This window comes from Acrocarpospora pleiomorpha (genome assembly GCF_009687885.1).
Classification (GTDB): Bacteria; Actinomycetota; Actinomycetes; order Streptosporangiales; family Streptosporangiaceae; genus Acrocarpospora; species Acrocarpospora pleiomorpha.
This window is the reverse complement of record NZ_BLAF01000015.1, coordinates 140,246-157,641: the sequence shown is the minus strand read 5'-3', so window position 1 is coordinate 157,641 and position 17,396 is coordinate 140,246. Positions and strand designations below refer to the sequence as shown.

Genomic DNA, 17,396 nt, shown 5'->3' with positions numbered 1-17,396 from the left:
GCTTAACCCTGGGCTAAGGAGCGGCCCTCCTTCGCGCTTAACCCCCGGTGTGCGGCCCGGCCGGGGGTTGACGCGGGGTCAGTTGAAGATCACCTTGAGTTCGATCATGCGGGGCGTGCCGGTGGACGGGTTCGGCGGCGTGTAGCTGACGCTGATGGAGCAGCCGGCGGCGGTGACGCCCGCGGGGCGGACGGTGGCCACGACGTCGACGTCCTCGCGGAGGGCCTTGGCGACGGGCATGAGGGTGCGGCGCAGGAAGTCCTCGTCGAACTGGTTCAGGCCGAGCTGCTGCTCGCGGGTCAGGGCGAAGTACTGCTTGATCGTGCCGCGCGGGTCCTTCTCCAGCTCGTCGGCCGCCTGGGCGGCCAGCTGCGGGTCGTCCTGGACAACGGCCAGCACATAGTTGACGGACCGCTGGCTCAGCGGACGGGCGGTCGGCTTCTCGATCGTCTTCTCGGTCATGTTGGTCCCCTCGTGGTGAAACCGGCTCTTCCGGCCGGATGAGGAGAACCTACGATCGGCGGATAGCCGGGCGTTAGACCGTTCCAATGCCGATTCGCGTCCGAATCACGCCGCGAGGATGTCGATGACGTAGGTGACGGCTTTGCCCTGGGGGATGATCACGCCACCGGTCGTGGTGGTGAAGCCCGGTTGGGGTGGGGCGACCAGGAGGACGCGGCTGCCGGTGGGGATGCCGGTGAGGCCTTTCACCCAGCCGGGCGGGACGGAGTTCTCGGCGAGGAGAAAGCCGTTGGGACCGCCTCGGGCGTACGAGGCGTCGGTGGGCGTCTTGGCGGCCCAGGGGGTGGTGACATATTGCACGACGATCGTGGAACCGGGGTGGATCGGAGGGCCGGAGCCCTGGTGGAGGGTGTGGATGGTGAGGGATTTCGGTGGATTTTTCGGGAAATTGCTGGGGAAAGGGGGGAAGCCGCTGATCTTGGGGAGATTGGGGGGTGTGGTGGGGGTCGTCGGGGCGCCGACGTTGGCGGTGGGGGCGTACGAGCCGATGATGTCGAAGACGATGACCAGCGTTTCGGACGGGGAGACTCCGGAGGGCGCCATGCCCGCGGGGCCGAAACCGTGGGAGGCAGGGCTGATCAGGACGACTCGGCTGCCCACGCGGCGGCCTGCCAGGGCGGCGGTCCAGGTGTGGGAGACATGCTGGCCGTCGAGGGAGACGGTGGTGGGCTGTTTGAGGTCGAAGGTGCTCAGGTAGGGTTTGCCGGTTTTCCAGAGGCGAATGTCGGCGTGGGTGATGACGGCTTGGCCTTTCTGGACGATCGGGCCGCGGCCTTGGGCGATGACTTGAATGGTCGGTCGCGTGGGGGGTGGGCCGGATGGCAGAACGATCGTGGGCCGAGTCCCGAAGGCACCGGTGACCAAGGGAGTTGTCCTGGTCGTCCCGCAGCCGGGCAGGAGCGAAATCAGCAGGGCGAGGGACAAAAACCGGCGCACGTGTCGATTTTCCGAATTGTGCGCCGGTCGATGTTCTTGCCACGGGCGGGCTTGGCAGAAGTGTTGCCCGCCAATATTGCTCCCATGAAGGGAACGACGCGGCGCATGCGCCACGAGAAGAAATATCAGCGCGTCACCGGGTGACGCGGGTTGAAAGCCGCTCAACAGAATGAGCAGGTCGCCGAGCCGCTCGCCGTTATCCGGCGCCGTTAACGCTGGTGATGGTTCTCACCGACCCGGCGCCAAAGAGGCCAGGCGTGTTCGAAGGTTGGCCCCGATGGTTCGCGATCTATATGTTCACCCGTCCTGGGCTGCGAGAGCGCTCGTTCACCCGTCCTGGGCTGCGAGAACGCTCGTTCGCCCGGCACGCGAAAGCTGCCGGCCGCACACGGGCCATGTTCGCGCAGGTCAGGAGGTCCGTTATCAGATGCGTTGAGCTCATTTCAACCCGTCTCCGCAGGTCGGAAGGCTGCGGCCGCGAGGTCGGGCCCGTTGACCTGCATGCGGAATCTTGCAAATCTTCACCGGAGGCCTTCGTTGTCAGCAGATCGGCCCTGCTCAACGGCCATACCGCCAGAGGATGAAAAGGGTTCATTGACCGCGTGCTGAATAGCCAACGTTAGGCGTGTTTGAAGGGTCGCTAGTCGCGGGGTTTCAGGGTGGTGGGAATGGAGTCGATGATGGTGGTGTCCTGGGTTTTCTCCTGGGCGTCGGTGGGGCAGGTGGCCTCGCGGCCGGGTGCGTCGACGCAGGGGAGCAGGACCGGCTGGGCCGGGCCGGCTGGGGTGCCGTTGAGGACGGCGGCGTGGCCGATGGTGAGGTCGGCGGCGTTGGTGCCCAGGACGGTGACGTGGATGGCGTTGATGTAGCCGCTCGCCGCGATCGGGTTGTGCTGGTAGGTGGAACGACCGGGGGCGAGCGTGCCGGTGCCGTTCGTGTTGGTGGTGACCTGCTCGTTGGTGGTGACCAGGGCGAGCGGCGGGCCGAACGGGGTGGGGACCTCCACGCCAAAGTTGGCGGGCCACTTGGCCGGGATGTCGATGAATTTCTTGCCGAAGCTGGCGATGTACCCATGCGCGAAGTTTCCGGCGAACTCGATGGGTTTGCCGGGGACCGAACGCGCGGACACGGCGATGCCCTCGGCGTGTACCCGCAGCGGTGAGGAGTCGCGGAGCTCGCTCCAGGACGGGGACGTGCCGGGACGGAACGGGTTGACCTTGTTGATCAGGCCGCCGCGGGTGTTGGCGGCCCCGCTGAAGAAGCTGAAGCCGGGGATGCCGGGCAGGCCGACGTCGACCATCGCGCCGCCCGCCTCCGCATAGGCGGCGCACTTCGTGGCCACGTCGTCGCCGCTGATCTCGGTGGACGGGAGCGCGTCGCCGATGGCCTTGGCATAGAAGCCGGACGCCTGGCCGAAGGAGATGCCCGAGGTGAACCGGTTCGGGTCCGGGATCTTCAGGTCGACCAGGGCCTTGCCGCCCGCGGTCTTCCCGGCCTGCCCGAACTCGGGGTAGTGCGCCTGGAACAGGGTGGTGTTGACGGCGCCGCCCAGGCCCTTCAGCCGGGCGATCCAGGCGTCGGACTGCACGCAGCCGGGCAGGGCCATGACCGTGCCCCAGTTGGAGACGTCCTTCGGGTCTCCGCGCATCACTTCGGGCAGGCCGTCAACACCGTCGACGCCGTCCGCCCCAGCACCCGGCACCACACTGATCATTCCGGCGGCGAGGACCGCGGCCAGAGCGGCCGCACGCCGGAAGTAGATGTGACCTCGCATGAGGTAGCACTCCTCTTATGTGGGAAGAAATTCCGGAATTTCGTATCTCGACGCCATTACCGCCGAGACACTTCCAATCCAGACATCGCCACGAAAGAGTGCAGTCGAACCCTAATGCACGTTAATAAATCCCAAGGCCATTCATTTCGCCCATTTAATTAGATGTCGGAAATTTCCGATTTGTGGAGGAGCCAGACGGCGCCCAAGGGGGGTACCCGGAGGTGGGTGGAGCAGGGCAAACCGTGATGAGGGACGTCGGTGGCGATGATCTCACCGAGGTTGCCGATGCCGCTGCCGGCGTATTCGTACGCGTCGGTGTTGAGCACCTCCTCCCAGCGCCCTTCCCGCGGCAGCCCGAGGTGGTAATCCTCGTGCGGCCCGCCGGAGAAGTTGGTCACACAGGCCAGAACCGAGCCGTCGGAGCCGTACCTGAGGAAGGAGAAGACGTTCCCCGGCGCGTCGTCGGCGTCGATCCAGCGGAATCCGTCGGGGGTGAAATCCTGCGAGAAGAGGGCGGGCGTCGACGCGTACACCCCGTTCATGTCCTTGACCAGGCGTTGCACGCCCTGATGGAAGTCGAAATCCAGGACCCACCAGTCGAGCCCCTTCGACTCCGACCATTCCGAGCCCTGGCCGAACTCGCCGCCCATGAACAGCAGCTGCTTGCCCGGATGCGCCCACATGAACGCGTAGAGCGCGCGCAGGTTCGCGAAGCGCTGCCATTCGTCGCCGGGCATTTTGGCCAGCAGCGAACCCTTCAGATGCACCACCTCGTCGTGCGAGAGCGGCAGCACGAAATTCTCCGAGTAGGCGTACATCAAGGAGAACGTCAGCTGGTGATGGTGATACTGCCGGAACACCGGCTCGTGCTTCATGTACGCGAGGGCGTCGTGCATCCACCCCATGTTCCATTTGAAGCCGAACCCGAGCCCGCCCAGGTGCACCGGCCGCGACACCCCGGGCCAGGCGGTGGACTCCTCCGCGATCGTCACGATCCCGGGGGCCTCCCGGTAGGCGAGCGTGTTCATCTCCTTGAGGAACTCGATCGCGTCCAGGTTCTCCCTGCCGCCGTAGATGTTGGGCGTCCACTCGCCGTCCCGGCGCGAGTAGTCCAGGTAGAGCATCGAGGCCACCGCGTCCACCCGCAGCCCGTCGACATGGAACTCGCGCAGCCAGTAGACCGCGTTGGCGACCAGGAAGTTGCGCACCTCGCGACGGCCGAAGTCGAAGACGTAGGTGCCCCAGTCGGGGTGCTCGCCGCGTTCGGGGTCGGCGTGCTCGTAGAGCGGGGTGCCGTCGAAGCGGGCCAGCGCCCAGTCGTCCATCGGGAAGTGCGCGGGCACCCAGTCGACGATCACGCCGATCCCGGCCTGGTGCAGGGTGTCGACGAGGAACCGGAAGTCGTCAGGGCCGCCGAACCTGGACGTCGGCGCGTAGTAGGAGGTCACCTGGTAGCCCCAGGAGCCGCCGAACGGGTGCTCGGCGACGGGCAGGAACTCGACGTGGGTGAACCCCATGTCCACGACGTACGCGGTGAGTTGTTCGGCCAGTTCCCGATAGGAGAGCCCCGGCCGCCACGACCCGAGATGCACCTCGTAGGTGCTCATCGGCGCGGCCAGCGCGTCCCGCGCCGAACGATCGGCCAGCCACTCCTCGTCGTTCCAGACATATTCAGATTTGTCGACCACGGAGGCGGTCTGCGGGGGGACCTCGGTGCGCCGCGCCATCGGGTCGGCCTTGCTCCGCCACACCCCGTCCACGCCGAGGATCTCGAACTTGTACCGCGAGCCCGCCTCGACTCCCGGGATGAACAGCTCCCAGACTCCCGACCGGCCCAGCGACCGCATCGGGTGGCCTCCGCCGTTCCAGTGGTTGAACTCGCCGATGACCCGCAGGCCCAGCGCGTTGGGGGCCCAGACCGCGAAAGCCGTACCCACCTCGCCGTCGTGGTCGAGCACCCGCGCCCCGAGCACCTCCCAGAGCCGCTCGTGCCGCCCCTCCCCGATCAGGTGCAGGTCCACTTCCCCCAGCGTGGGCCAATGCCGGTACGGATCCCCCGCCTCGTACGGCTCCTCGCCCGAATACCCCACCCTGATCCGGTACGCCGGAATCTTATCCAGCCCCGGCAAAACCACCTCGAACACCCCGAACGCCACATGCCGCAGCGCATACGCGACCCCGTCGACCAGCGCCTCGACCTTCTCCGCGAACGGCCGCAACACCCGAATGACGACCCCGTCCGCCGTCAGATGCCCGCCCAGGATCGCATGCGGATCATGGTGCGCCCCTCCGGCCAGCCGGTCCAAGTCCCTACGCGTCTGGTCGTCCACGCTGCCTCACTCCTCGCCTTACCCGCCGCCGCTTCCCTACCCTGCCCCAGAACCTCTCCCACACCCACCCCCCGCGCCCGAAAGATTCTTTTCACCACACCGGAACGCCTACGTGAACCCGGCTACAGTGGCCGACATTTGACCATTCAGGAGGACATGTCCGTGACCAAATACCGTTACGCGGTCCTCGGCCTGCTCCTCGCCGGTGGCTACTTCGCGCTGAAGGTCACGATCTTGGCCCGCGACTACGTCACCTGGCACGAGACCCCCGCGTGGACAATTGACGTAGACCCCCTCGACTCGGCTCTCGTCAGCTTCAGCTGGGACGCTGGGGCGGGCCTGCTGATCGTCTGGGCGCTCTGGCAGGTCGCGCGTGGCCCGGCCAAGACCGTGCCGAAGCTTTCCACGCCGTTCCTCAGCGGAGGCGCCGACGGCCTGCGCCGCGCGCTCTACTGGCTGGCCGGGATACAGCTGGCGTTCATCATCGTGAATGACACGCCACTGTCGATCATCGGCTTCATATTAGAGATCATCGTGACCGCGGTCGTCGTGGTCCTCTTCCACCGCGTGCTCACGCGCACATCCGCGGTGCTCCGCTGGATCGCGACGATCTTCGGGACGATCGGAGTCGTGAGCAAGGCCACGTTGTTCCTGTCGTTCTGGTTCAGCAGCCTCTCGCTGGTAGAGCTCGCGATGCTCGGGGACGCCGCCTACCTCGGGCCCGCGGTCTGGCTGATCATGATCTTGATCGCCCAGCACAGGGACGGCCGCTGGACCGGGAGCGCGCTGTGGCCCGGCTGGTTGTCGCTGGTCGCGGCCAATCTCCAGCCGCTGGTGCTGTTCGGTCCTGACGTCCTCTACCAGCAGGTGATCGCGTCGGGTCTGGCCGTCCAACTGCTGGGCGTGCTGTCCGACACGAATGTTTTCGCTCCGCTCTGGGCCGTACGGTCGGCGCATCAGTTAGCCGACGGGGCGGTAACGGGAGCGGAGGCGTACCAAGGGGGACCTGACGGCGTCGACGTAGTCGACGGACAGGACGGTGGCGAGGAAGAGGGTGTGGTCGCCGGCGGGGACGACGCGGGTGGTCTCGGCTTCGAGGGCGGCGACGCCGTCGTCGATGAGGAGCGCCTCGGAGACGGGGCCCCGGTGGTGCGGGGTGCCGGCGAGGAGTAGGCGGGCGCCGGGGCGGCCGGGGGTGGCGAAGCGGGAGGCGATGGCCTGCTGGCCGTCGGCGAGCAGGCTGGCCGCCCAGCGGTCCTGGCGGAGCAGGAGTTCGGCCAGGTAGCTGGAGGAGGTCAGGCTGACCAGGATCAAGGGGGGTTCGGCGGAGACCGAGAGCAGGGTGCTGACCGTGTTGCCGACGTCGTCGCGGCCGTCCCGGACCGTGACCACGGCCACTCCCCCGGCCAGCTGCGCCATCGCCTCGGTGAACTCGCTCACCGGAAAACCCTAGCCCCACGTGGGGGCCAGGGTTCCAGGTGGCTAGACAGCCGCAGACCTAGCGACTCACCGTTGCGGCTGTCCAGATCACAACTTTCCAATTGCTACAGCAGACCGTTCGCGGTCAGCCAGTCCTTGGCGACCACGGGCGGGTCGTCCTTGTCGACGGCGATCTTCTTCATCATGTCGAGCAGGCCCTGCGTGGTGAGCTTGGCCGAGATCGCGTCCAGGGTGGACTTCACGGTGTCGTCCACGCCGGCCTTGAAGACGAGCGGGGTGACGTTCTCGGCCGCGAACGCGCTCTTGTTGTCCTCGAGGGAGACCAGGTCGTTGAGGATGATCTTGGGGTCGGTGGTGAAGACGTTGCCGACCTGGATGGTGCCGCTCTTGATGGCGTCGGCGGTGGTGGCGCCGGTCGGCTTCCACTCCTTGAACTCCAGGCCGTAGACGGTCTTGAAGTTCGCCTCCTGGCGGTCCTTGAACTCCGGCGGGCCACCCACGATGTAGTCCTTGGAGACCTTGGCCAGGTCCTCGATCGTCTTCAGGTTGTCCTTGGTGGCGATCTCCTTGCTGACCGTCAGCGAGTTGTTGTCCTGCGCCGCCGACGGGGCGAGGACCTGCAGCTCGGGCGGGAGGGCGGTGCCCAGGGCGGTCACCACGTCCGTGGTGCTCTTGGCGGTGGCGCTGGAGTCAACGAAGGCCAGCAGGGAGCCGATGTACTCCGGCAGGATGGTCAGGCCGCCGCTCTTGATCTGGTCGTAGACGATCTCGCGGCTGCCGATGTTGGGCTTCTCCGTGACCGTCACGCCCTTGGCCTGCAGGGCCTGGGCGTAGATCGAGGCGAGCAGCACGCTCTCCGGGAAGTCGAAGGAGCCGACGGTGACGCTGGCGGCGGTTCCCCCCGAACTGGCCGGTGCGGCGGCGGAGGGAGTGGCCTGACTGAGCGGATCGGATCCGCCCCCGCACGCGGACAGAGTCAACACCGCGGCAACCGCGGTGAGTATGAGGCGTTTCATCGGAAAATATCCCTTCAAATTCGGGGGGTATAGGTGAGATTAGCGGACCTGGCGCACCCCCGGCGAGACGACCACCCGGTTGAGCAGCGCGAAGCCGAACTGCACGGCCAGCGCCAGCAGCACGACCAGCACCGCTCCGCCGAAGACACTGGGATAGTCCTTGGTGGCCAGACCGTCGATGATGTAGCGGCCCAGACCGCCAAGCCCGACGTACGCGGCGACGGTGGCCGTGGCCACCACCTGGATCGCGGCCAGCCGCAGCCCCAGCAGGATCAGCGGCAGCGCGACCGGGACCAGCGCGCTGAACAGCACCTGCCGCCCGCGCAGCCCCATGCCGTAGGCGGCGTCGCGCAGATCCGCGTCCGCGTTCCTGATGCCCTCGTAGGTGTTGACCAGGATCGGCGGGACCGCCAGCGCGATCAGCGGGATCAGCACCGGCCAGATCGTGCCCACCCCGATCAGCAGCACGACCAGCACCAGCAGGCCCAGCGTCGGCAGCGCCCTGGCGGCGTTGGCCGACAGCACCACGAGCACGGCGCCGCGCCCGGTGTGGCCGACCCACAGCCCGAGCGGCAGCGCGATGAGCGCGGCGATCGCGAACGCGAGCAGGGAGAACTCGACGTGCTGGAGCAGCCGGGTGGGAATGCCGTCGGGACCCGACCAGTTGGCCGGCTCCCCGAAGAAGTCGATCAGCCAGTTCACGCCGACCTCCTGGCCCGCGACCACGGCGTCAGCAGCCGTTGCAGCGCTATCAGCACCAGGTCGGCGGCGACGGCCAGCAGGACGATCAGGGCGATGCCCACGATGATCGGCGTGGAGAACTGCCGCTGCCAGCCGTCGGTGAAGAGCGCGCCCAGGCCGCCCTGACCGATCAGCGCGCCCACGCTGACCAGGCTGATGCTGGCCACGGTGGCCACCCGCGTGCCGGCCAGCACCACCGGCGTGGCGATCGGCAGCTCGACCAGGACCAGCCGCCGCAGCGGCCGGAAGCCCATCGCCGTGGCCGACTGCCGCACGTGATCGGGGACCGAGGTCATCCCGTCCACCACGGACGGGATCAGCACGGCCAGCGAGAACAGCGTCAGCGGGATGATCACGGTGGTCTGGGTGAGCCCGGTCACCGACAGCAGGATGGAGAACAGAGCGAGCGAGGGCATGGCGTACACGATGTTCATCAGGGCGGTGGTGGGCTGGTAGAGCAGCCGCCAGCGGGCGCAGGCCAGGCCGAGCGGAATCGCCAGGATCAGCCCGAAGACGACCGGTACGAAGGCCATGACAATGTGGTTCTCCAGCAGGGTCCTGATCGCGAGCGGGCTGCCGTTGTCCCAGTTCCTGGCGATCCAATCCCACCGGATGAGCGGCTCATCCACGGGCCACTCCCGACACGGCGGCATCCAGCGCCTCCCTGGCGACCACGCCGAGCACCTTGCCGTCGCCGTCCACGGCCACCGCCACGCCGTTCACCGACAGCAGCGCCGCGTCCAGCGCGGCCCGCAGCGAGTCCGTCGCCGGATTGAAGCTCCCGTACGGCCGCATCTCCCCGTCGGACTCCCATCCCACCGGCTTGCCGTCGTTGACCACGAGAGTGTCAGGCGGCGGGCTCAGCGGCACGTCCGCGGCCGGGACGAACGACAGGCGGCGGATGCCGCGGTCGCGGCCGAGGAACTCGCGCACGAAGTCGTCGGCGGGCTTGCTCAGCAGCGTGGCCGGATCGCTGATCTGGGCCAGATGTCCGCCGACCCGGAAGACCGCGACCGTGTCTCCCAGCTTGACCGCCTCGTCGATGTCGTGGGTGACGAACACGATGGTCTTGTGCAATTCGGACTGCAGCCGCAGCAGCTCCTCCTGCAGGCTCGTCCGGACGATCGGGTCGACCGCGCTGAACGGCTCGTCCATGAGCAGCACCGGCGGATCGGCGGCCAGCGCCCGGGCCACGCCGACCCGCTGCTGCTGCCCGCCGGACAGCTGGAACGGATACCGCTTGGCCAGCTTCGGGTCCAGGCCCACCCGTTCGAGCAGGTCCATAGCCCGCGCCCGGGCCTTCTTCCGGTCCCAGCCCAGCAGGTACGGCACGGTGGCGATGTTGTCCACGATCGTGCGGTGCGGGAAGAGCCCGGCCTGCTGGATGACGTAGCCGATGCCGCGGCGGAGGGTGGCCGGTTCGATGGCCTTGACGTCCTGGCCGTCCAGCGTGATCCGGCCCGTGGTGGCGTCGATCATTCGATTGATCATGCGCAGCGAGGTGGTCTTGCCACAGCCGGAAGGCCCCACGAAGACGGTGATCGTCCCGCTCGCCGCCTCCAGGCTGAGGTTGTCCACAGCCACGGTCCCGTCCGCGTAGCGCTTGGTGACGCCGTCAAATTTGATCACTCGTGACCCTCGCTATGGCCGCGCCTCCGGCACGGCGGGCTGTGCATAGAGCCGATCCTCCAGATCGGCGGCTGTGCTTATGGCCGATCCTTCGGCTCGGCGGGCTTGGCCACCTCCAGTCGATCTCGCCAGCCAGCCTACGAGGCGGCTGTCTGTTCTGTCGCCTGGGGCGACCTAATTGGAACTTCGCAATGATCTATCGATAAGCCGCACCAAATATCCAATCAAAAAGGCGGCTATATAGTGCGCCGGAGGGCGCGACCTTGGCATGATTGCTCTTACGATCCCTCCACAGGAACCCCAGAGGTACCGGACGTGACACAACCGCTCACCGGTCATCGCTCCCGGAGCGATCTGATCGCCGAGCTCTACGAGCGTCACGCCGCCGGGCTGTTCGCGTACTGTCACGATCAGCTCGGTGAAACCGCCTCCGCCGCCGACGCCCTGGTGGCCGTGCTCACCAGCGTTCCCGGCAGCGAGCCGCAGCGTGCCGCCCTGTACGCGCTCGCCCGCCGCGAGATCTACCGTCGCGACGTCAGCTACGCCCTGCCCGCCGTCGACTCGGTGGCCGACCCGGCGACCGCGCTGATCGAGCGCGTGTTCCGGGACATCCGGCCGCACCAGCGCGAGGTGCTACTCCTGTCCGCGGTCTGCGGGCTGAACGTCAGCGAGCTCTCCTGGGTGCTCGACGTGGCCGTCGACACCGCCACCGAGCTGACCTCCAGCGCCAGGAACCGTTTCGGCCAGACCCTCGCGACCGCTGTGACGGCCGCCCGCGAGGCTCCGTTCGTTCCGCCGGACGTGGCCGAGATCTACGACGCCATCGGCGTCGCCCCGATCGAGGACGTGCTGGCCCGGTTGCCGTGGCGGCAGCCCGCCCACGGTGTACGCCAGCGCGTGCTGTCGGCGCTCCCTTTTGAGGAGCCGTCGGCGGCGCAACCCTCGGGTCTGATCACCAAGAAGTTATGGCCGACCACGCCGGTGTGGCCGTTGCCGTTGAAGTCCCCGGACGAGGTCAGCAACGCCTGCCTGGTGCAGGCCGAAGGGCTCGCGGAACCTGCCGAGCAGGTCAAGCCGCAGGGGCGGCGGCGGCACGAGGCGCCGACCGAGCCGATGCCGCGGATCCGCGGGTCGATTCTGCGGGTGTTGTCGGACACCTATCCCCGGCGCAGGCGGTTCGCGCCGCAGGCTCCGGCGCGGCCGGTCGACCAGGTGGAGGCGCTGGTCGAGGAGGGCCTGGCGACCTTCGAGAAGATGGAGTCGTTCGACGCCTTCACGCCCACGGAGGAAACGGCCGCGGCCGAGCACCCGGTCGAGCCCAGGGCCAGGGTCGATGCCAAGGCCGATGCCAAGGTCGATGCCAAGGCCGACACCGAGCACCACGCCAAGCGCCACGCCAAGGCCGACACCAAGCACGACACCAAGCGCCACGCCAAGGCCGACACCAAGCGCGACTCCAAGCGTGAGACCAAGGCCGACACCATGGCCGAAGCCACGATCGCGCCCGCCGCGGAACCCGTGGCCGAGCCGGTGGCACAGCCTGCCGCTCACCGGGCAGGCGACGCCAGCCATCCCGTTCGCCCCGCCGTAGCGGAGGTCGCCGAGAGCGCGACGGCCGAAGGACAGCGGAGCGAGGCGAAGATCGAGGCCACGCTTCCGGTGCTTCCCGCGCCGGATGACGATCTCCCTGGTGGCACGACCACGGTGGACGACACGCCCAGCGCGCTGGCGCGGGCCGTCCAGGCCGGGCGCGAGAGTGAGCGGCCTCGGCGGCGGGAGCGAAAGCGGAAGGTCAAGCCGATCAAGGTGGGCGAACACCACTACGACTGGCTCTGGGAGCTGATCGGGTTCGCCATCTGCCTGGCCATCGCCCTGCTGGTCTTCTTCTCAGTGCCGACGCTGGTGACGCCTTAACCTCAGCCAGATCAGGGGACCTCCGGCCAGGCCGGAACCTCGGATCGGGACACCACTACGACTGGCTGTGGGAGCTGATCGGGTTCGCCATCTGGCCATCGCGCTGCTGGTGTTCTTCTCGGTGCCGACGCTGGTGCCGCCCTGACTTCGATCAGATCAGGGGACCTCCGGTCAGGCCAGAACCTCGGTCAGATCGGGGGACTTCCGGTCAGGTCGGAACCTCGGGTCAGGATTCGGAACCTCGGGTCAGGATCAGGCCGCTGGTGGGGACTCCGGTTCCGGCTGTGACCAGGATGTTCTCCAGGTCGGGGACCTGGTTGACCGCCGTGCCTCTGACTTGGCGTACCGCTTCGGCGATGCCGTTCATGCCGTGGATGTACGCTTCGCCGAGCTGGCCGCCGTGGGGGTTGACGGGGAGGTGGCCGTCGATCTCGATGCCGCCGTCGTGGATGAAATCCTTGGCTTCGCCCCGGGCGCAGAACCCCAGTTCTTCCAGCTGGGTCAGGACAAACGGGGTGAAATGATCATAAAGAATGGCCGCCTGCATATCCGACGGCCTGAGTCCCGAAATTTCCCACAATTTGCGGCCGACTACGCCCATCTCGGCTAGGCCGGTCATGTCATCGCGATAGTAGCTGGTCATCATCATCTGGCCCGCTCCGGCACCCTGGGCCGCCGCCGCGATCAGCGCGGGGGTGCACCGAAGATCGCGCGCCCGGTCCGCGGAAGTGACGACGAGGGCCACGGCGCCATCGCTCTCCTGGCAGCAGTCGAGCAGGTGCAGCGGCTCCACGATCCACTTCGAAGCCTGATGGTCGGCCAACGTGATCGGCCGCTCATAGAACCAGGCCGCCGGATTAGTGGCCGCATGCCGCCGCATCGCCACCGCCACCCGCCCGAAATCTTCGGATTTAACCCCATATTCGTGCATATAACGCTGCGCGAACATGGCCACCCACGCGGCCGGAGTCATCAGCCCATACGGCACATGCCAGCTCATCTCCAGCCCCAGAGACGACGGCTCACCCCCAAGCCCCGCGTCGGGCTGCCCGAACCTGCGCCCGGACCTCTCGTTGAACGCCCGATAACAGACGACCACCTCCGCAGCTCCGGTGGTCACGGCCATCGCGGCATGCGCGACCGTGCCACAGGCCGCGCCGCCGCCGTAGTGCACCCTGGAGAAATAGGTCAGATCGCCGATGCCGACCTCGCGCGCGAGCCCGATCTCCTGGTTGCTGTCCTGCGTATAGGTGACCAGTCCGTCCACATCCGAGGGGGCGAGTCCGGCGTCGTCAAGGGCGGCCAAGACCGCTTCCGCGGCCAGCTGGAGTTCGGATCTGCCGGAGTTCTTGGAGAACTCGGTGGCGCCGATGCCCGCGAGTGCCGTACCAGCCATGGAGAACCTCTCGTTCAGAGGGAAAAACGGACCGTGCCTGTGGCGTGGGCGCCCAGCGAAACCGTGCCGCGCACGTCGACGGTGCCGGTGTCGCCGTCACGCTCCGCGACGGTGCCGTGGAAGGTGAGAGTATCCCCCGCGTACGCCGGAACACCGAGTTTGACGTTGATGCCGCGGATCAAGGCTTCTGGTCCGGCCCAGTCGGTGACAAAACGCTCCATCAGGCCCATGGTCGTCAGGATGTTGAGGAAGATGTCCTGGGAGCCTTGGGCGCGAGCGAGTTCGACGTCGTGGTGGACCGGGGTGAAGTCGCGGGTCGCGAGCGCGGTTGAGATGATCAGGGTCGGGGTGAGCGGGATCACCAGCTCGGGGAGCGTGGTGCCGACGGCCATCTCCAGCGTTCGCATGTCAGGACTCTCCCAGTGTCCACAAGGGCAGCGTCAGTTCGTCGTCCATCTCGCGGTAGGTGACCCGGACGGGCATGCCGATCTCCACCTCCGCCGGTGCGCAGTCCACGACGTTCCCCACGATCCGTACCCCTTCCGGCAGTTCCACAACAGCGACGACGAAAGGCGTCTCGCGTCCCGGAACCGGCGGGTTGTGGTGCACGACGTAGCTGTAGACCACACCGGTCCCCGCCGCCACCGCGTACGTGCGCTTGGTGGACCGGCACGACGGGCAGAGCGGGCCCGGGGGATGTCGCAGCTCACCGCAGTCGCCGCACTTCTGGATCCGGAGCTCTCCGCTCCTGGCACCCTCCCAGAAGAACTCCGTGTCCCGGTTCACCGCCGGTCGCAGGGGGTACGGCTTCCGCCCCTCGGTGGGGGATCTTTCCTCCCGGGGGCGGAACTTAAGCAACCTGAAGATCATTTCCGCGACCGGTTCGTCCTGTGCGTACCAGGTGACGTTCCAGGTCACGAAATGTCCGTCACCGAGGGCAGTCTTCTTCAGACCGGTCATATCGGTCGTCCGGGTGGCGGAGGTGAGTTCCTCGCCGGGGACGAGCGGGCGGTGGTAGGTGTGTTCGCAGTTGGTGGCCACGACGCCGGTGTATCCGGCCGCGTCGAGGGCGTCGAGCAGGTCGTCGAGAGGGGCACGGGTCGCGCGTTTCCGGCCGTTGAGGCCGTCCATGCTCCAGACCTGAATCATGGCGGGGGGCGCGATGGCGTCGGGGCCCTGGTAGCGCGAGTTGGCGTCGCCCATCGCCTCGGTCCAGTGCCGGATCATCGTGCGATCGACCGGGCTGGGTGTGGGCAGCCGCGGACCCTCACCCTCGGCGATGACCTTCGCGGCCAGGTCGTGGAGGTCTGTCATCGGGGTGGCCTCGGGAGCCGCGAGCCTTCGGCGATGACCTTGGCGGCCAAGCCGTAGAAGCTGGTCATCGGGGCGGCCTCGGGAGCCGCGAGTCTTGGGCGATGACCTTCGCGGCCAGGCCGTAGAAGGCCGGTCATCGGGGCGGCCTCGGGAGTCCCAGGCCGAGCATGGCGATCAGCTCCCGCTGGACCTCGTTGACGCCGCCGCCGAAGGTGAGGACGAGGCCGCCCTTGACGCCGCGGTCCACCCGCTCCATCAGGTCGCGGGTCTGCTCGTCGGCGGGATCGCCGAATCTGGCGAGCGTCTCGCCGACGATCCGGCCGACGTCCTGCATGCGCTCCGAGCCGTAGATCTTGGTGGCGGAGGCGTCGGGGGCACCCAGCCAGCCGAGATCCATGTTGGCGGCGACCTGCCAGTTGAGCAACTCATTGGTCCGGAAATATGCGTATATCTGGGCCAGGGCTCGGCGGACGGCCGGGTGCTCGATCAGGCCGGTGTCGCTGGCCCAGCGCTCGAACCTGAGGTAGGTGTGGGCGATGTTGCCCGCCGGACCCAGCGTCACCCGCTCGTGGTTGAGCTGGTTGACGATCAGATCCCAGCCCTTGTTCTCCTCGCCGACCACCATGCCCACCGGTATCCGGACATCGGTGTAGTAGGTGGCGTTCGTGTGGTGGCGTCCGTCCATCGTGACGATCGGGGTCCACGAGTAGCCGGGGTCCTCGGTGGCGGCGATCATCATCGTGATGCCCCGGTGTTTCTTCGCGTCCGGGTCGGTGCGGACCGCCAGCCAGATGTACTGCGCGTAGTGCGCGCCCGAGGTGAAGACCTTCTGGCCGTTGACGAGGTAGTGGTCGCCGTCCCGGACCGCGGTGGTGCGCAGCGAGGCCAGGTCGGTGCCCGCGCCCGGTTCGCTGTAGCCGATGGCGAAATGGCATTCCCCGGCGAGGATGCGCGGCAGGAAGAACTCCTTCTGCTCCGCCGTGCCGTACTGCATGAGGGTCGGGCCGACCGTCTGCAGGGTGATGATCGGGTACGGCACCTCAGCGCGGGCGATCTCGTTGGCGAAGATCTGCTGTTCCAGAGGGCCGTAGCCGCGGCCGCCGTACTCGGTCGGCCAGCCCATGCCGAGCATGCCGTCGCTGCCGAGGCGGCGGCAGTGCGCCATGTACGCCTCGCCGAACGGGTCCTGGGAGATCTTCCTGCGCTCCTCAGCGGTGAGACAGGTGGTGAAATATTCGCGTAGTTCATCGCGCAGGGCCTGCTGCTGGGCGGTGAGTTCGATGAACATCAGACCAGAGCTCCGATCAGGTCCAGCTGGGCCTCCGGGCCGCCGAGCAGGTGGGCGGCGTGTTTGCCCCAGGCGAAGTAGCGGTGCAGCGGGTAGGACACGTCCAGGCCGATGCCGCCGTGCAGGTGCTGGCAGGTGTAGAGGGCACGAAGCGCGGAGTCGGCGGTGTGCAGGGCGGCGATCGCCAGGTCCTGCTCGGCGGGAAGTCTCTGGGCCAGCCGCCACGCGCCCGACCAGACGGCGACGTCGAGCGCCCGCCCGGCGATGTAGACGTCGGCGATCTGTACCGTTACGGCCTGGAATTCGGCGAGGGCGCGGTCGAACTGGCGGCGGGTCTTGATGTAGTCCGTGGTGAGGGTGAGGGCGCCGGAGAGCACGCCGGAGGCGGTGGCGGTGATCGCGGCGAGGGCGTTGAGCTTGAGTGCCTCGGCCGCGGTGGCGTCGCCGACGGGCTGGCCGGGGGTGTCCTGGAGGGTGATCACCGAGCCGGGTTCGCCGGTGGAGAGCGGGGCATCGGTGAGGGTGACGTCCGCCGGGTCGACGAGATAGAGCTGGGTATGGGTGCCCGTGTCGGCGGTCAGCAGGATTCCGGCGGACTCGGCGGCGTACGAGACGAGGCTTTTTCGGCCGGTGAGGCGGTTGCCGGTGGCGGTGGTCTCGGGGGGATCCTGGAGGTCGGCGCCGGGTTCCCGGAGGGCGTAGGTCAGCGTGATCTCGCCGTCGGCCAGGGGGGCGAGGGCGTCTTTCTGGGCTGGTGTCCCGTGCTGGGCGATCGTCAGGCCGGCGACCAGGCTGGAGGCGAGAGGCACGGGGGCGACCTTGGCGCCCGCCTCGCGCAGGATCACCGCCAGTTCGACCGGGCCGTATCCAGCGCCGCCCGCCGATTCGGGGAGGCAAATGCCGATAAGTCCTGCTTTGGCGAGCGCTTGCCAGAGGTCCGCGTCGTAGGGCTTGCCGCTCTTGTCGTACGCCTCCAGCCGGGCCGGGGTGGCCTCCCGAGCGAGGAGGTCGGCCGCGAGGGTGCGGATCTCGGTCTGTGTCTCGTCCAGATTGAAGTCCACCGGCGCTCCAGGGTGTGCTCACAGGCGTACTGGAT

At 67.7% G+C, this 17,396-nt stretch carries 15 protein-coding genes; 1 reads left to right on the top strand and 14 read right to left on the bottom strand.

The genetic code is table 11. The features are described from left to right. Positions 1-78 precede the first annotated feature (78 nt). From Aple_RS15615 to Aple_RS15575, 9 genes are all read right to left on the bottom strand, one after another. The gene (locus Aple_RS15615) at positions 79-462 is read right to left on the bottom strand and encodes a hypothetical protein (protein ID WP_155345304.1); all 384 of its coding nucleotides are present in this window, start codon (positions 460-462) and stop codon (positions 79-81) included. A 105-nt stretch (positions 463-567) separates the two neighbouring features. Further along, on the bottom strand, positions 568-1,458 hold the full coding sequence (locus tag Aple_RS15610; protein WP_155345303.1) for an FKBP-type peptidyl-prolyl cis-trans isomerase: 891 nt from the start codon (positions 1,456-1,458) through the stop codon (positions 568-570). 640 nt (positions 1,459-2,098) lie between these two features. Next, positions 2,099-3,232 (bottom strand): hypothetical protein, encoded by a 1,134-nt coding sequence (locus Aple_RS15605; RefSeq protein ID WP_155345302.1) that lies wholly within the window; start codon positions 3,230-3,232, stop codon positions 2,099-2,101. A 158-nt stretch (positions 3,233-3,390) separates the two neighbouring features. Continuing rightward, entirely contained in the window at positions 3,391-5,562 is a 2,172-nt protein-coding gene (gene glgB, locus Aple_RS15600; RefSeq protein WP_155345301.1) for a 1,4-alpha-glucan branching protein GlgB, read from the bottom strand. A 960-nt stretch (positions 5,563-6,522) separates the two neighbouring features. Next, positions 6,523-7,002, bottom strand: coding sequence for a flavin reductase family protein (locus Aple_RS15595; RefSeq protein WP_246264496.1), 480 nt, complete (start codon positions 7,000-7,002; stop codon positions 6,523-6,525). 104 nt (positions 7,003-7,106) lie between these two features. Further along, on the bottom strand, positions 7,107-8,018 hold the full coding sequence (locus Aple_RS15590) for an ABC transporter substrate-binding protein (protein WP_155345300.1): 912 nt from the start codon (positions 8,016-8,018) through the stop codon (positions 7,107-7,109). Between the two features lie 39 nt (positions 8,019-8,057). Continuing rightward, positions 8,058-8,720, bottom strand: coding sequence for an ABC transporter permease (locus Aple_RS15585; protein ID WP_155345299.1), 663 nt, complete (start codon positions 8,718-8,720; stop codon positions 8,058-8,060). Next, the gene (locus Aple_RS15580) at positions 8,717-9,388 is read right to left on the bottom strand and encodes an ABC transporter permease (RefSeq protein ID WP_246264495.1); all 672 of its coding nucleotides are present in this window, start codon (positions 9,386-9,388) and stop codon (positions 8,717-8,719) included. Before Aple_RS15580 ends, Aple_RS15585 begins: the two co-directional genes overlap by 4 nt. Further along, positions 9,381-10,388 carry an ABC transporter ATP-binding protein gene (locus Aple_RS15575; protein ID WP_155345297.1) on the bottom strand — a complete coding sequence of 336 codons (1,008 nt, stop codon included), beginning with the start codon at positions 10,386-10,388 and terminating at the stop codon, positions 9,381-9,383. Before Aple_RS15575 ends, Aple_RS15580 begins: the two co-directional genes overlap by 8 nt. 315 nt (positions 10,389-10,703) lie before the next feature. On the opposite strand from Aple_RS15575, the gene Aple_RS15570 reads away from it, so the two are divergent. Further along, positions 10,704-12,302, top strand: coding sequence for a hypothetical protein (locus Aple_RS15570; RefSeq protein ID WP_155345296.1), 1,599 nt, complete (start codon positions 10,704-10,706; stop codon positions 12,300-12,302). A gap of 226 nt (positions 12,303-12,528) precedes the next feature. On the opposite strand, the gene Aple_RS15565 is transcribed toward Aple_RS15570, so the two are convergent. The 5 genes from Aple_RS15565 to Aple_RS15545 form a co-directional block, all read right to left on the bottom strand. Then, on the bottom strand, positions 12,529-13,698 hold the full coding sequence (locus Aple_RS15565) for a lipid-transfer protein (protein WP_155345295.1): 1,170 nt from the start codon (positions 13,696-13,698) through the stop codon (positions 12,529-12,531). Between the two features lie 14 nt (positions 13,699-13,712). Then, positions 13,713-14,105: a MaoC family dehydratase gene (locus Aple_RS15560; protein WP_155345294.1), complete on the bottom strand. Its 393-nt coding sequence runs from the start codon at positions 14,103-14,105 to the stop codon at positions 13,713-13,715. A gap of 1 nt (position 14,106) precedes the next feature. Then, complete coding sequence (locus Aple_RS15555; protein ID WP_155345293.1) at positions 14,107-15,012, bottom strand: bifunctional MaoC family dehydratase N-terminal/OB-fold nucleic acid binding domain-containing protein; 906 nt, start codon at positions 15,010-15,012, stop codon at positions 14,107-14,109. A 133-nt stretch (positions 15,013-15,145) separates the two neighbouring features. Next, positions 15,146-16,300, bottom strand: coding sequence for an acyl-CoA dehydrogenase family protein (locus Aple_RS15550; protein ID WP_155345292.1), 1,155 nt, complete (start codon positions 16,298-16,300; stop codon positions 15,146-15,148). Next, complete coding sequence (locus Aple_RS15545) at positions 16,300-17,361, bottom strand: acyl-CoA dehydrogenase family protein (RefSeq protein WP_155345291.1); 1,062 nt, start codon at positions 17,359-17,361, stop codon at positions 16,300-16,302. Before Aple_RS15545 ends, Aple_RS15550 begins: the two co-directional genes overlap by 1 nt. Between the last annotated feature and the right edge of the window lie 35 nt (positions 17,362-17,396).